Source organism: Halorubrum lipolyticum DSM 21995 (assembly GCF_000337375.1).
GTDB lineage: Archaea > Halobacteriota > Halobacteria > Halobacteriales > Haloferacaceae > Halorubrum > Halorubrum lipolyticum.
Genome location: NZ_AOJG01000025.1, coordinates 92,985 through 106,734 on the forward strand (window position 1 = coordinate 92,985; position 13,750 = coordinate 106,734).

Consider the following 13,750-nt stretch of genomic DNA (forward strand, 5'->3'; position numbering starts at 1 on the left):
GGAACCGATAGAAACATTATATCAGTTTCCAGTAATTTATTTAACGCCGATCTGTGGCCGAATACCGGTATGAGGCGCCGAAATTCGCGTTTATCTCGAGATCCGGTGTTCGTATCTCGAAACCGACTCTCGTTTCAGCGCCACTCATTTATATACTCTCGGCGTAGGTCGTCGCATGGAGTCGCTTCGCGACCTGGGGCTGTCGAGCTACGAGGAGCGGGCGTACCGCGGACTGCTCGGGCTCGGCACCGGGACCGCCGCCGACGCGGCCGCCGAGAGCGACGTGCCGAAGGGGCGCATCTACGACGCGCTCGGCGGACTGGAGTCCCGCGGGCTCGTCCGCGTCCAGAGCGACCGCGAGCCGAAGCGGTACGCGCCCGTCGAGCCCGCGGTCGCCGTCGACCGGCTCGTCGAGACCAAACGGCGGGAGCTGGAGCGCCGGATCGAGACGTACGAGTCGGGGAGGGACGAGCTGGTCGACCAGCTGGCCGACGCGGAGACGGCCGACGACCGGTTCTGGACCGCCGCCGTCGGCGCCGACGACTCGCTCGACCTGCTCTTCGAGCGGGTCGACGCCGCGGCGGAGTCGATCGTCGTCGTCGCCACCGAGGTCTCCTCGCAGTTCGAGGTGGACCGCGAGGGACCGGTCCTCCTCGACCGGCTGCTGTCGGCGATCCGCCGCGGCGTCGACGTCTCCGTGCTGCTGTCGCCGGCGATGTTCGAGGACGCGCTGACCGCGATCGACGAGGACCGTGCGGTGCTCGCGATGGCGCAGGGCGCGTTCACGCTCCGCGTCACCGACGACGTGTACGGGAACTTTTACCTCATCGACGGCGAGGAGGTGTGTCTGGAGGTGTCCGACCCGCTCGCGCCCGACCGCCTCTTCGGCATGCTCGACCTGCGCGACCGGGGGTTCGCGACCCGCGTGAGCGACGGGTTCGCCGACGCGTGGGAGGCGGCCCTGGTCGTCGAGGATATTTAAGCGTCGGAACGGATGACTCTCCGTGACGATGACAGGAGATCGCCCGCAGTCGCCGGAATTCGCCGTCGATTATCTCCGCCGATAATTTGGGGGCGCACCTTTATTCGATCGCGTTCGAAGGGGCGACAGAGCTAGCGTGACCCTTCGCCCGACCGACCGCCCGGCGGCCGCAACACCCGACACCCGCGACGGTGACCGCCGGGAGTCGGGCGATCCGCCGGCCGACGGCTCCGTTCGCGATCCGACGGTCCCGGAGGGCGAGACCGACGCCGACGAGGGGGCCGGTCCCGTCGCGTCGCCCGTCGCCGGCGCCGACCGGTTCGTCGCGGCCGTCGCGGTCGACGGCGAGGTGCTGTTCGCCGGCCCCTCGGTGCCCGCGGTGCTCGGGGTCGAGCGGGCGGCGCTCGTCGGCGAGAACCTGCTGGACCGCGTTCACCCGAACGACCGCGAGCCAGTCTCCGACGCGCTCTCCGCGGTCGCGACCGACCGCGTCGTCACCCACCGGATCCGCCGCGCGAACGGCGGGTTCGTCTGGGTCGAGTCCGTCGTCGACGAGGAGTTGGCCCCCGAGTTCGGCGGCCGCGTCGTCACCGCGCGCCGCGTCGACTCCGAGGCGACCTTCCCGGAGCGGTTCCGGGAGTTCCTCGAGTACGGCACGGACCTCGTCACCGTCGTCGACGCCGACGGCCGGGTCCGGTACGAGAGCCCGTCGGTCGAGGAGGTGCTCGGCTACGAGCGGGGGTCGACCGTGGGGCGCTCGCCGCTCGGCTACGTCCACCCCGACGACCGCGAGCGCGTGACCGAGCGGTTCTACCGCGCGCTCAACGACCCCGACGCGACGCCCACGATGGAGTACCGCTACCGCACCGCCGACGGCGACTGGGTCTGGTTAGAGTCGCGGACCCGGTCGCTGCCGGCCGACACCGCGGTCGGCCGCCTGCTCATCAACTCCCGTGACGTGAGCGAGCGGAAGGCGCGCGAGCGCCGGCTCACCGACCGCAACGAGCGGCTCGACCGCTTCGCCAGCATCGTCTCTCACGACCTCCGGAACCCGCTGTCCGTGATCCGGGCGTCGATGGAGATGGCGAAGCTGAAAGGCGACACCGAGCCCCTCGAGCGCGGCGAGCGCGCCGCCGACCGGATCGACCAGCTGGTCTCGGAGCTGCTGACGCTCGCCAGGCAGGGCTCCGGGATCGACGAGCCGACCGAGTTCGCGCTCGGCGGCGTCGCCCGCGAGGCGTGGGAGACCGCCGGGAGCGCGGACGCGACCCTCGTCGTCGGCGCGGACGCCCGAGTGCGCGGCGACCGCGGCCGCCTGCGACAGGTGTTCGAGAACCTGTACCGGAACGCGACGGAGCACGCCGCGTCGGACGCCGGCGCCGACAGCGGTCCGACCGGTGCCGACGCGGCGGCCCCGTCGACCGACGGCGGCGAGGACGACCCACTCACCGTCGTCGTGACCGCGACAGACGGGGGGTTCCTCGTCGCCGACGACGGACCGGGGATCGACCCGACGCACCGCGAGGCGGTGTTCGACCCCGGCTTCACGACCCGCGAGGACGGGACGGGCTACGGGCTCGACATCGTCCGCGAGGTCGTCGAGTCGCACGGGTGGACGGTCGAGCTCCGGGGCGACGGCGCCGATCCGACGTGTCCGGACGCCGTGACGGTCCCCGACGGGGCGTGCTTCGTCGTCAGCGGCCCGGGCCCCGACGCGGCCGAGTCGGGCGCGCCGTGGATCGACGGATGACCGCGGTCGCTTCGGCTCCGCCGGCGTCGCCGCGCTCCGCACCGCCGCGCCGTCCCGTCGCGTTTATTTCTCGCCGCCGCTAACCTGACCCGTGACCCCCGTCGACGCGACCGTGCGTCCGGTCGAGCGCGCCGACCTGCTCGCCGTGGTGCGGATCGAGCGCGCGTGCTTCTCGGATCCGTGGCCGTACGACGCCTTCGAGCGGCTGCTCGACGAGCCCGCGTTCCTCGTCGCGGAGCGCGACGGGGCGGTCGTCGGCTACGTCGTCGCGGATTCCACCCCAAACCACGGGCGCGACATCGGCCACGTGAAGGACCTCGCGGTCCACCCCGAGGCGCGCGAGCGGGGGATCGGCCGGACGCTGCTCCGGTCCGCGCTCGCGCGGCTCCACGCGGTCGGCGTCGCCGTCGTGCGGCTCGAGGTCCGCGAGAGCAACGCGACCGCCCGCTCGCTGTACGCGGACGAGGGGTTCGACCCGATCCGCCGCATCTCGAACTACTACCGGGACGGCGAGGACGCGCTCGTGTTAGTCGTCGACCTCGCGGAGTGGACGGCGGGTGAGTGAGCCGACCACTTCTCGCGCGGACTTCCGCTTTTAATAAGTCTTAGTGCCCTGGGGGCCAACCCCGCGGTATGAGTTCGGTTCCCGAGCGCGCGGAGATCGACGAGGCGTACAAGTGGGACCTCCGGAGCGTCTACGCGGACGACGAGGAGTGGGAAGCCGCCTACGAGGCGGTCTCGGAGCGGATCGAGGAGCTGGCGGCGTACGAGGGGCGCGTCGCCGACGACGCCGCGACCCTGCTCGAGCTGCTGGAGCTGCGCGAGGAGATCTTCCGCGACCTCCAGCAGGTGATGACGTACGCACAGCTCCGCAGCGCCGAGGACACCCGGAACCAGGAGTACCAGGCGATGTCCGCGAGGGCGTCCTCGCTCGGTTCCGAGGCGTCGAGCGCGATCTCTTACCTCGAGCCGGAGCTCCAGTCGCTCACCGACGAAGAGGTCGAGTCCTTCGTCGACGCCGAGCCCGCCCTCGCCGAGTACGAGCACTACCTCGACGACGTGTTGCGGATGAAAGCGCACACGCGCTCGGCCGAGGTCGAGGAGGTGCTCGCGGACCTGTCGGAGGTCACCGACGCGCCGAGCGAGATCTACTCGATGCTGACGAACGCCGACATGACCTACGGCGTCGTCGATGACCCCGACGGCGAGGCGGTGGAGATCACGCAGTCGAACTTCACGAAGCTCCAGACGAACCCGGACCGCGAGTTCCGCGAGCGCGTCCACGAGACGTTCTACGGCGAGTGGGCGAGCGTCCGCAACACGGTCGGCACATCCCTCGAGAAGGCCGTCCGCGAGCACGCGACGAGCGCCGAGATCCGCGGCTACGACTCCGCGCGCGAGGCCGCGCTCGACGGCTCGAACGTCCCGGTCGAGGTGTACGACACCCTCGTCGACAGCGTCGACGACAACCTCGGCGTGCTCCACCGGCACGCTGAGCTCAAGGAGGAGGCGCTCGGCGTCGACCAGCTCCAGAGTCACGACCTCTACATGTCGCTGACGGGCGATCAGGGCCCCGACGTGGCGTACGACCAGGCCCGCGAGTGGGTGATCGAGGCGGTCGCGCCGCTGGGCGAGGCGTATCAGGAGCGGATGGCCGAGGGGCTCGACTCGCGGTGGGTCGACGCCTACGAGAACCGCGGGAAGCGCTCGGGCGCGTTCTCCTCCGGGACGTACGACACCCAGCCGTTCATCATGATGAACTACCAGGACGACATCGCCTCGATGTTCACGCTCGCGCACGAGCTGGGCCACTCGATGCACTCGGAGCTGGCCGGCGACGCCCAGCCGTGGCACGACGCGAGCTACGAGATCTTCGTCGCGGAGATCGCCTCCACCGTCAACGAGACCCTGCTCACCCACCACCTGCTCGACACGGTCGACGACGACGAGCTTCGCACGCACGTCCTCGACGAGTACCTCGAGCGCTTCCGGTCGACCCTCTTCCGCCAGACGATGTTCGCGGCCTTCGAACAGCGGATCCACGAGCGCGTGGAGGCCGGCGACGCGCTCACCCCCGACGCCTTCGACGAGATCTACGCCGACCTCAAGGGCGACTACTACGCGCCAGCCGAGCTCACCGGCGGCATCGAGCGCGAGTGGGAGCGGATCCCGCACTTCTACTACGACTTTTACGTGTACCAGTACGCGACCGGCATCTCCGCCGCGGCCGCCATCGTCGAACGCGTCCTCGACGAGGGCGAGCCCGCCGCGGCCGACTACCGCGAGATGCTCCGAGCGGGCGGCTCGGACTACCCCCTCGACGTCGTCGAACTCGCGGGGATCGACATGGCCTCGCCCGACCCGATCGAGTCGGCCGTCGGGGTCTACGACGACTACCTCGACGAGATCGCGGCGCTGCTGGATCTGGAGTAGTCGAGAGAAAGCGGAGCGATCGATGTCGGGAGTGGGTATAGCAAATTTGTGAAGCAGTTATTTATAAACGATTGAGTGATGTTGCTGGCAGCTGTGTATCGGTGATCGATTCCGCGGTGAATACTTCCAAAGCCCCAGCCGGTGAGGCGGGCGCACGCTCGCTGTGCGCCTCAGTCGCTCGTTCCACTCGCTCCCTGCGGTGTCGCCGGCGGCTTCGCAGCCGGCTGCTCGTGGCGCGTAGCGCCACGCTGCTTGCGTCGCCTGCGCCCGCCTCACCGGCTGCCCCTTTGAGTCCCACCCGACCGCACAGCACCTCACACCTCCCCAGCCTCGTCGCTGGCGGCTGTCGCCGCCAGCGACTCCCTCGTGCGGACTGCTCGCGCCCGGTGGGCGATCGCAGGCGCACGCCACCGCCGCATTCATTTCTAAGCGATCATCGCTATCACTCAGCTCCGTTTACATACGTTCTTGTCACCACCGATCTGCAATACCTACTCCCGTAATCGCTCAGTTCGCACCCTTCAGCGTCGGGTGTTTCACTCTCCTCCGTCTCTGAAGAAGGAGCGATCAACAGACCCGGCCACGCCCTCGCCGCGACGCTCCGACGCAACCCTTACGCGTCGTGACCGTCAAAACCGGGTATATGACCGACGAACGCGACGACGACCGCCACGAGTTCTCCGCCGGGCAGGGCGTCGACGCCGGCTACGAGGAGTTCACCCTCGACCCCGAGGAGATCGACGCCGACCCGAACACGGTCGACCCCGTCGACTCCCGCGTCCTCACCGATATCATGGACAAGCGGAACGTCGAGAGCGACGCCGTCGACGTCGAGCGGCTGATCGACGTGGGGCTCTCGTACATGGGGATCAACCGCTTCGAGGAGGCGACCGAGACGTTCGAGCGCGCCGCCAGCTTCGCCGAGGAGGACTCCCTGGAGGCCCAGGAGGCGTGGGTGAACAAGGGCGCGGCCCACGCCGAACTGGAGGAGTACGATCAGGCGATCGGCGCCTACGAGGAGGCGCTGCGGATCGACGGCGACTCCGAGCACGCCGCGACCGCCGAGACCAACCTGGCGTACGCGCTCTGGGAGTCGGGCCGGGGCGAGCAGGCGCTCGAACACGCCGAGCGCGCCGTCGAGACCGACCCGCGCTTCGCGGAGGCGTGGTACAACCGGGGGTTCCTGCTGGTCGAGCGCGGGCTCGCCGAGGACGCCGTCACCTGCTTCGACAACGCGATCCGCCTCGGCTACCGGAGCGCGGGCGTCCTCGAAGAGAAGGCGCGCGCCCTCGAGGAGGCGGGCGAACACGAGCAGGCCGAGGAGGTCGCCGACCGCGCCGACGAGATCCGCCGCGAGGCGGAAGAGCAGATGGTCGAGGAACAGACCGGGCAGGCGCCCGGGCCGGGCGGGCAGGCCGCACAGGGCGGGCGACCCGGGGCCGGCGGGCAACCCGGCGCCGGCGGTCGCGGCGGTCGCGGCGGACGGGGCGGCGCGCGCGAGGAGCCGGAGCGAGAGCTCCAGGGTGAGGGACCCGAGGGCTTTTAAATGCTCCTCCGCGAGCGCGAGACCGCCGAGGGACGGCTCGTCTCCGTCTGCGACGCCGACTGCCTCGGCGAGACGTACGACAACGGGCGCGCGACGATCACCGTCAGCGAGGAGTTCTACGGCGGCGACGACGCCGTCGAGGCGACCGCCGAGGAGGTCGTTGCGGGGCTCCACCGCGCGCAGGTCGCGAACATCGTCGGCACCGAGGCCGTCGGCGTCGCCGTCGAGGCCGGGCTCGTCGACGAGGAGACCGTCCTGGAGTTCGAGGAGACCCGACACGCACAACTGCTCTGGCTGTGACCGATCGGCGATGACACGATGAAGCGACTGACGAGAGCCGAGTTGGCAGAACGAGTGGGGCCGCGACCGCCGTCGGACGCGTTCTGGAGCCGTGTGATCGCGGCCGAACGAGGGACGATCAGCGTCGGCCCCGAGGTCGTCGGCGACACCGACCGGCGGGCGCGAGAGAACCGGCGGCGGCGCGGCGAGTCCGGCGACGACGGCCTCCTGTCGCCGGGCGACATGATCGACGTCGGCGAGGCGTCGTTCGTCGTCGTCGCCGTCGACGAGACCCGAGCCGGCGGCCGACGGTATCGGATCGAGCTGGTCGAGCCGCGACGGGGCGATTGAAAAGGGCGTCGTCGCCGCCCGCCCCAGAGCGAACCGACGACCCCAGAGCGAACCGCCCGCGCTACAGGTCCGCGACGTCCTCGATGGCGTCGGTGAGTTCCTTCACGCTCTCGACGGTGTGTTCGCCCATGTGACCGATGCGGAACGTCTCCTCGCCGAGCTGCGAGCCGTAGCCGTTCGAGAAGGCCATGTCGTACTCCTCGCTGACTTCCTCGATCGTCGCGGCGACGTCGATCCCCTGCGTGTTCTCGATGCAGGCGACCGTCTGGGACTCGTAGCCCTCCTCGGGGAACATCGCGAAGTGCTCGTCCGCCCAGTCGTGGACGTATTCCATCATCTCGCGGTGGCGCTCGTCGCGGGCGCGGTGGCCCTCCTCGAGCATGTGTTTCATCTGCTTGCGGTACGCCAACATGATCGGGATGGCGGGCGTCGAGTGGGTCTGGCCCTTCCGGTCGTAGTAGTCGATGGTGCGCCGGAAGCCGCCGTACCACGAGGAGTCGCCCTTCTCGACCTCGCGGTCGTAGGCGTCCTGACTGACGACGCAGACCGCGAGCCCCGGCGGCATCGCGAACGCCTTCTGCGTGGACGCGAAGATCACGTCGATGCCGTGGCCGTCGATGTCGACGTAGTCGCCGCCGAGCGCGGAGACGGCGTCGACGACGAAGTAGGTGTCCGGGTACTCACTGATCACGTCGCCGATCTCCTCGATCGGGTTGCGGACGCCGGTCGACGACTCGTTCATCACGGTCGCGACCACGTCGTAGTGCTTGTCCGTCGATTCGAGGTGCTCGCGGATGTCCCCGGGCTTGACCGCCTCGCCCCACTCGTACTCCAGCCGGTCCACGTCTTTCCCGAGCCGCTCGGCGACGTTGGCGTGGCGCTCGCTGAAGCTCCCGCAGGTCGGCACTAAGATGTTCTCGTCGACGAGGTTCAGCGTCGACGCCTCCCAGAACTCGGTGCCGGACGCGGTGAGGACGACCACGTCGTTGTCGGTACCGAGGAACGTCTTCGTGTCCTCGACGATGGTGGTGTACAGGTCGGTCATCCGGTCCATCCGGTGGCCGAACGTCGACTCCGTCATCGCCTCGATGACGTCGTCGCGGACCTCGGTCGGACCGGGGATGTACAGCGTCTTGTCGTCGTAGTCGTCGCGGTATTCGCGTTTTGTCGTCACGGGATCCACCTGATGGATCGTATCGCGTCGTGCGGGGGTATGTTCCTTGTGATACGCCGCAAAAGGGGACCGGCGTTCGGGTGTCGAACCCGTCCTATTTCCAGTGCCAGAAGTCGTTGCCGTCCTCTTCGACGGGGTCGGTGCGCTCGCGGAGGGCGGCGACGTCGTCGGCGGTGGGCTCGTGGTCGTCCGGGAGCCGCTCCATGCAGTCGAAACAGAGGAAGAACTCGGAGTCGTCGGTGAGCTCCAGGGTCATGCCCTGCGTCGACTCGAACGCGAAGTTCCACAGATCGCCGATCCCGCCGGCGATCCTGACGGACCGCTCGCAGACGTCACACGACTCCGTGGCCATACGTGGGGTAGCGACTCCGAGCGGTAATGCGTGTCGACGAAGACGTGATCGCTAGCGAATCGGCGGTGAATGGTATCGGAACACCCGGTTGCTCGTTTATAAACAGGTGGCTGTGGATCGACGGTGATCACCTCCAAAGCCCCAGCCGCGAGGACTCGCGCGCCTTGCTGCGCTCCTCAGTCGCTCGTTGCACTCGCTCCTTGCGGTGCTTGCTACGGCGTGCTTCGCCCTCGCGGCTGCCCCTTTGAGTCCCACCCACCGCAGCCTCACACCTCCCCAGCCTCGTCAGTCGCCCTCCGCGTTGCTCCGGGCGACTGACTCCCTCGCACCGGCGGTTCGCGGCCCTCCGGGCCGCTCACCGGGGCGCGCCAACCGCATTTCTATTTATAAACCGTCGTCAGTCAGCTCCTGTCGACGCCGATAACGTGCGCGTCCTCCGGGTCGAAGCCGACGACGACCTCGCCGGAGAGGGGATCGCGCGTCCGGACGAGGAGGTCGCGACCGCCCCAGCCGAGGGTCACGCGCGTCGTCTCGCCGAGGAACTCCGCGCTCGCGACGGCCGCCCGGACGCGGCTCTCACCCTCGTCGATCCGCAGGTACTCGGGCCGGACCGAGAAGGTGAGCCGGTCGCCGGGCGCGATACCGTCGCCCCCCTCTCCGCCGACCGCGACCCGGAGGGTCTCGCCGCCGACGTCGACGCCGGCGACGCGGGGCGCGTCGTCGCGCTCGGCGGGAGCGAGGTCGGTGACCCGCCCCGCGAAGACGTTGTTGTCGCCGACGAACTCGGCGACGAACCGGCTCGACGGCTCGCGGTAGACGGTTCGCGGGGGCGCGACCTGCTCGGGCCTCCCGTCGCGCATCACCGCGACGCGGTCGGAGATCGCCAGCGCCTCCTCCTGGTCGTGGGTGACGTAGACGGTCGTGATTCCGAGCTCCGACTGGATCTGCCTGACCTGCACCCGCAGGCGCTCGCGGAGCTGCGCGTCGAGCGCGCTCATCGGCTCGTCGAGGAGGAGGAGATCGGGACCGGGCGCGAGCGCGCGAGCCATCGCGACGCGCTGCTGTTGCCCGCCCGAGAGGCTCTCCGGGTCGCGGTCGGCGGCGCCCGGAAGGTCGACCAGCTCGAGCAGTTCGTCGACGCGCTCGTCCCGGGTGACCCCCTCGGGCGGGTCGGCGAAGTTGAGGCCGTACCCGACGTTCTCGCCGACGGTCATGTGGGGGAACAGCGCGTAGTTCTGGAAGACGACGCCTACGTCGCGGTCCTCTGGCGGCACGCCAGCGACCGACTCGCCGGCGAAGCGGACGGTGCCGGAAGAGGGCTCCTCGAAGCCCGCGATCAGCCGGAGCGTGGTCGTCTTCCCGCAGCCGGAGGGGCCGACCAGCGTGAAGAACTCCCCCTCGCGTACCCGGAGGCTCACGTCGTCGACGGCGGTGGCCTCCCCGTATCGCTTCGTCACCCCGTCGAGTTCGACGGCGGGGCGGGTGGCGGTGTCGTCGACCTCTTCCGCGCCCGGCTCAGAGCCCACGCGTCTCACCTCCGAGCCGCTCGATGACGACGAAGCTGAGCCCGGTGACGACCAGTAGGACGACGCCCATTGCGGTCGCCGGTCCGAGCCGACGCCCGATGAACCGTTCGATGGCGACCGGCATCGTGTACGCGTCGGCGCCGGTCGCGAGCACCACCGTCGCCGTGAACTCCCCGATCGAGATGGCAAAGGCGAACGCCGCGCCCGCGACGACGCCGGGCCAGACGAGAGGGAGCTCCACGTCCCGAATCACCCGCGCCCGCGACGCCCCGAGCGCCCGGGCCGACTCGATCAGCGAGCGGTCGAGCCCCTCCAGCCCGGGCGCGACCGTCCGGACGACGAAGGGGTAGCCCGCGACCGCGTGCGCGACGACGATGGCGACCGCGCCGGTCGCCGCGAACCGCCAGCCGGCGACCTCCACGCCGAAGACGAGTCCGCGGAGGAGCCCGAGCCCGACGACGATCCCGGACACCGCCAGCGGGGCCATCGCGGCCGCGTCGACCAGCTTCCGCCCGCGGTACCGCCGGGTCGTCAACACGGCGACGACGACCCCCATCGGGAGCGCGAGCAGGGTCGCGGCGCTCGCGAACGTCAGCGAGTTGCGGATCGCGGGCCACGGCCGCACCTGAAACGCCGCCCCCGTCTGCTGGCGGTCGACCAGGAAGCGGTAGTGGTCGAGCGTGAGCGCGCCGTCCCCGCCCGTGACGCTCGCGAGCACCATCGAGGCGATGGGCGCGACGAAGACGAGCCCCGCGACGACGACGTAGGCGGCGAGGCCGAGCCGGGAGAGTACCTCGCTGATGGATGGAGAGTCGGGGAACGGGGACTTACGCGGGAGGGGCCGAACGCCCCGCGAGCTGACCGTGTTGCGCGCCTCGTAGCGCAGGTACGCGAGCAGGACGCCCAGCGAGATGACGAGTTCGACGATCGCCAGCGCGGCCGCCTCGGCGTAGCTCAGGTCGCGGACGAGCCGGTAGACGAACACCTCGACGGTCGCCAGCTGGAACCCGCCGAGCGCGAGCACGATGGGGAAGGTCCCGAACGTGAACACGAAGGTGAGCGCCGCGCCCGTCAGCACGGCGGGGTACACCTGCGGCGCGACCACGTCGTAAAACGCCCGGACGGGCCCCGCGCCGAGGCTCCGGGCGGTCTCGACCGCGCTCGCGTCGACCGACTCCCACGCCGCGGTCGTCACCCGGGCGACGAGCGGCGCGTTATAAAAGGCGTGGGCGATCACGATCGCTTCGAGCGTGAACAGGAGGTCGACAGGCGGGAGGCCGAGCGCCCGCAAGACGGCGTTCAGCGTCCCGTTGTCACCGAACGTGGCGACGAAGCCGACCGCGACCATGATCGACGGCAGCACGAACGGGACGATCGTCAGCGACCGCAGCGTCCGGCGGCCGGGGAACTCGAAGCGTGCGAGCAGGTAGGCGGCCGGGAGCCCCAAGGCGACGCTGGCGACCGTCGACAGCGCGGCCTGATACGCGGTGAACCCGACGATCCCGAGCCGGCGCTCCGGTGAGAGGAAGTCCCGCGCGACCGCGAGCGGCGACTCGCCCGCGAACAAGCGGGCGAACTCCCCGAAGTAGAACGGGTCGCGCAGCAGCTCGGCGAACACCGAGAGCGTGACCGCGCCGTCGACGACGACCGCCTCGATCAGGACCGTACCGACCGGGTAGTAGAACGCGGCGACGAGCACGGCGCTCGTGACAACCGCGAGCGCGGTCAGGAGGCGTCCGCGAAGGCGTCGGGTGATCCGCTCACGGAGCGTACGACGACTGTCGGCGGCGCCGCGGCTGGCGTCTGCCACGCCGCCGTCAGTTCCCGGCGAACTGCCGCTCCCAGTCTTCGACCCACTCACTGACCGAGCCTTGGAGCTCGTCGTACGTGAACGTCACCGGTTCGGCCGGCTCCTGCGCCAGCTCGGCGTAGTCGTCGGGGAGCTCGGCCGTGTCGGTCGCGGGGAACGCCACGTTGCGCTCGGCGATCGCTCCCTGCACGTCCGGCTCCAGCATGAACGACATGAACTCGCGGGCGAGCTCGGGCTCGTCGGCGTCGGCGAAGACGGCCATCCCCTCCGGGTTGGCGTACGCCTGGTCGTTCAAAAACCGGATCTGGTGTTCCTCGAGGTCCTCGCCCTCCATGCTCGCGAACACCTGGTCGGTCGAGTAGGAGACGACCATCGGGGCCTCGCCCTCGCTCCACGCGGCGTAGGCGTCGTCCCACGAGCCGAGCACGCGCACGTCGTTGTCCTGGAGCGCCGCCCAGTAGTCGAGGTAGTCGTAGTCGGGGTCGCCGTCGCCGCCCTCGACCGCGCCGTCCGGCCCGTCGCCGAACCGGTGGACGGTGTGGAGGAGGAACGACCGCCCCGTCGTCGAGGCGCCGGGGTTCTGCGCGATGAGCGCGCCCGCGTGCTCGTCGTCGAGCAGGCCCTCGAACGTCTCCGGCGCCTCGGTCGCGGTCCCGTCGTACACGAGGCTCACGTAGCCGGTGTCGAAGGGGACCGCGCGGTCGAACGGGTCGAACAGCAGCCCCTCGCGCACGTCGTCGAACCCCTCGACGTCCCCGCGCTCGGCGAACAGGTCGTCGTCGAGCGTCTCGTCGACGCGCACCAGGTCCTCGGTGGTGAGCCCGACGTAGAGGTCGGCGTCGATCGACACCCCCGAACCGGCGCGCTCGACGTAGTAGTTCACCTCGTTGTCCGGGGTCGCCCACTCCAGCTCCGCGTCGACCCGCGACTCGAACGCCTCTTTGAGCCACTCGCCCGGGCTCACCGACGGCGCGTCGATGAAGCTGCTGTAGGTCGCGACCGTCAGCGTGGGCGTCTCTTCGTCGTCGCCGTCGCTCCCGTCGCCGTCGTCGCCCTCTCCGTCATCGCCGTCGTCACCGTTCTCCCCGTCGTCGCCGTCGCTCCCGTCTGACTCGTCCCCGCCGTCCGTCGGCTCGGCGCTACACCCGGCGAGCGCGACGGCCCCCGCCGCGCCGCCGAGCGCGAGGAACCGTCGTCGAGTGGGTCGCCCGGTGCGCCGGTCGGCGCGTCGGCCGACGCCGCCGGGGGAGTCCGCCTGCCGGTCGTCGGGGGCGTCGCGCCGGTCCGTCTCGGTCGCGTCGTCGGTCATTACCGAGTTGTTACACCCAGTGGTTACATAAGGGATCCGTGTCGCCGGCGGTGGATGGTGGGGCGGGCGGTGAGCAGGCAGTGGGTTGGCGGGCGGTGGGACGGTGAGACGCTGGGGCGGGCGGTGAAGCGACGATCGGTGAACCGACGGAACGCGCGTGTTCGCTCGGTTCGCCGCGGATCCGGCGATATCAACCCCGATAGCGCCGCCGACACCGATTTACCGCGCGCCGACATTC

Annotated in this window: 12 protein-coding genes; 7 read left to right on the top strand and 5 right to left on the bottom strand. The window is 70.1% G+C overall.

The window, feature by feature from the left end; all coding sequences use genetic code 11:
• The first annotated feature begins 175 nt into the window (after positions 1–175).
• The 7 genes from C469_RS09070 (at position 176) to C469_RS09100 (ending at position 7,341) form a co-directional block, all read left to right on the top strand.
• Entirely contained in the window at positions 176–982 is an 807-nt protein-coding gene (locus tag C469_RS09070; protein WP_008005895.1) for a TrmB family transcriptional regulator, read from the top strand.
• 136 nt (positions 983–1,118) lie between these two features.
• Complete coding sequence (locus tag C469_RS09075; RefSeq protein WP_008005897.1) at positions 1,119–2,732, top strand: PAS domain S-box protein; 1,614 nt, start codon at positions 1,119–1,121, stop codon at positions 2,730–2,732.
• Positions 2,733–2,823: 91 nt separating this feature from the next.
• Complete coding sequence (rimI, locus tag C469_RS09080) at positions 2,824–3,297, top strand: ribosomal protein S18-alanine N-acetyltransferase (RefSeq protein WP_008005900.1); 474 nt, start codon at positions 2,824–2,826, stop codon at positions 3,295–3,297.
• A 68-nt stretch (positions 3,298–3,365) separates the two neighbouring features.
• Positions 3,366–5,165 (top strand): oligoendopeptidase F, encoded by a 1,800-nt coding sequence (gene pepF, locus C469_RS09085; protein ID WP_008005901.1) that lies wholly within the window; start codon positions 3,366–3,368, stop codon positions 5,163–5,165.
• 643 nt (positions 5,166–5,808) lie between these two features.
• Positions 5,809–6,711, top strand: coding sequence for a tetratricopeptide repeat protein (locus tag C469_RS09090; protein WP_049911196.1), 903 nt, complete (start codon positions 5,809–5,811; stop codon positions 6,709–6,711).
• On the top strand, positions 6,712–7,011 hold the full coding sequence (locus C469_RS09095; protein WP_004047822.1) for a DUF424 domain-containing protein: 300 nt from the start codon (positions 6,712–6,714) through the stop codon (positions 7,009–7,011). It abuts the gene before it with no gap.
• An 18-nt stretch (positions 7,012–7,029) separates the two neighbouring features.
• Positions 7,030–7,341: a hypothetical protein gene (locus C469_RS09100; RefSeq protein ID WP_049911197.1), complete on the top strand. Its 312-nt coding sequence runs from the start codon at positions 7,030–7,032 to the stop codon at positions 7,339–7,341.
• Positions 7,342–7,402: 61 nt separating this feature from the next.
• Here C469_RS09100 and C469_RS09105 read toward each other — a convergent pair whose 3' ends face one another.
• The 5 genes from C469_RS09105 to C469_RS09125 all read right to left on the bottom strand — a co-directional run bounded on the left by C469_RS09105 (position 7,403) and on the right by C469_RS09125 (position 13,512).
• Entirely contained in the window at positions 7,403–8,515 is a 1,113-nt protein-coding gene (locus C469_RS09105; protein WP_008005906.1) for a pyridoxal-phosphate-dependent aminotransferase family protein, read from the bottom strand.
• Between the two features lie 94 nt (positions 8,516–8,609).
• Positions 8,610–8,867 carry a DUF7561 family protein gene (locus C469_RS09110; RefSeq protein WP_008005907.1) on the bottom strand — a complete coding sequence of 86 codons (258 nt, stop codon included), beginning with the start codon at positions 8,865–8,867 and terminating at the stop codon, positions 8,610–8,612.
• Positions 8,868–9,268: 401 nt separating this feature from the next.
• On the bottom strand, positions 9,269–10,393 hold the full coding sequence (locus tag C469_RS09115) for an ABC transporter ATP-binding protein (RefSeq protein ID WP_008005909.1): 1,125 nt from the start codon (positions 10,391–10,393) through the stop codon (positions 9,269–9,271).
• Complete coding sequence (locus C469_RS09120; RefSeq protein ID WP_008005910.1) at positions 10,383–12,203, bottom strand: ABC transporter permease; 1,821 nt, start codon at positions 12,201–12,203, stop codon at positions 10,383–10,385. Before C469_RS09120 ends, C469_RS09115 begins: the two co-directional genes overlap by 11 nt.
• Positions 12,204–12,210: 7 nt before the next feature.
• Positions 12,211–13,512 (bottom strand): thiamine ABC transporter substrate-binding protein, encoded by a 1,302-nt coding sequence (locus C469_RS09125; protein WP_008005912.1) that lies wholly within the window; start codon positions 13,510–13,512, stop codon positions 12,211–12,213.
• Between the last annotated feature and the right edge of the window lie 238 nt (positions 13,513–13,750).

Coding starts and splice junctions, on each gene's coding strand:
- C469_RS09070 (WP_008005895.1), top strand. CDS start 176: ATGGAGTCGCTTCGCGACCTGGGGCTGTCGAGCTACGAGGAGCGGGCG.
- pepF (WP_008005901.1), top strand. CDS start 3,366: ATGAGTTCGGTTCCCGAGCGCGCGGAGATCGACGAGGCGTACAAGTGG.
- C469_RS09090 (WP_049911196.1), top strand. CDS start 5,809: ATGACCGACGAACGCGACGACGACCGCCACGAGTTCTCCGCCGGGCAG.
- C469_RS09095 (WP_004047822.1), top strand. CDS start 6,712: ATGCTCCTCCGCGAGCGCGAGACCGCCGAGGGACGGCTCGTCTCCGTC.
- C469_RS09100 (WP_049911197.1), top strand. CDS start 7,030: ATGAAGCGACTGACGAGAGCCGAGTTGGCAGAACGAGTGGGGCCGCGA.
- C469_RS09110 (WP_008005907.1), bottom strand. CDS start 8,867: ATGGCCACGGAGTCGTGTGACGTCTGCGAGCGGTCCGTCAGGATCGCC.
- C469_RS09125 (WP_008005912.1), bottom strand. CDS start 13,512: ATGACCGACGACGCGACCGAGACGGACCGGCGCGACGCCCCCGACGAC.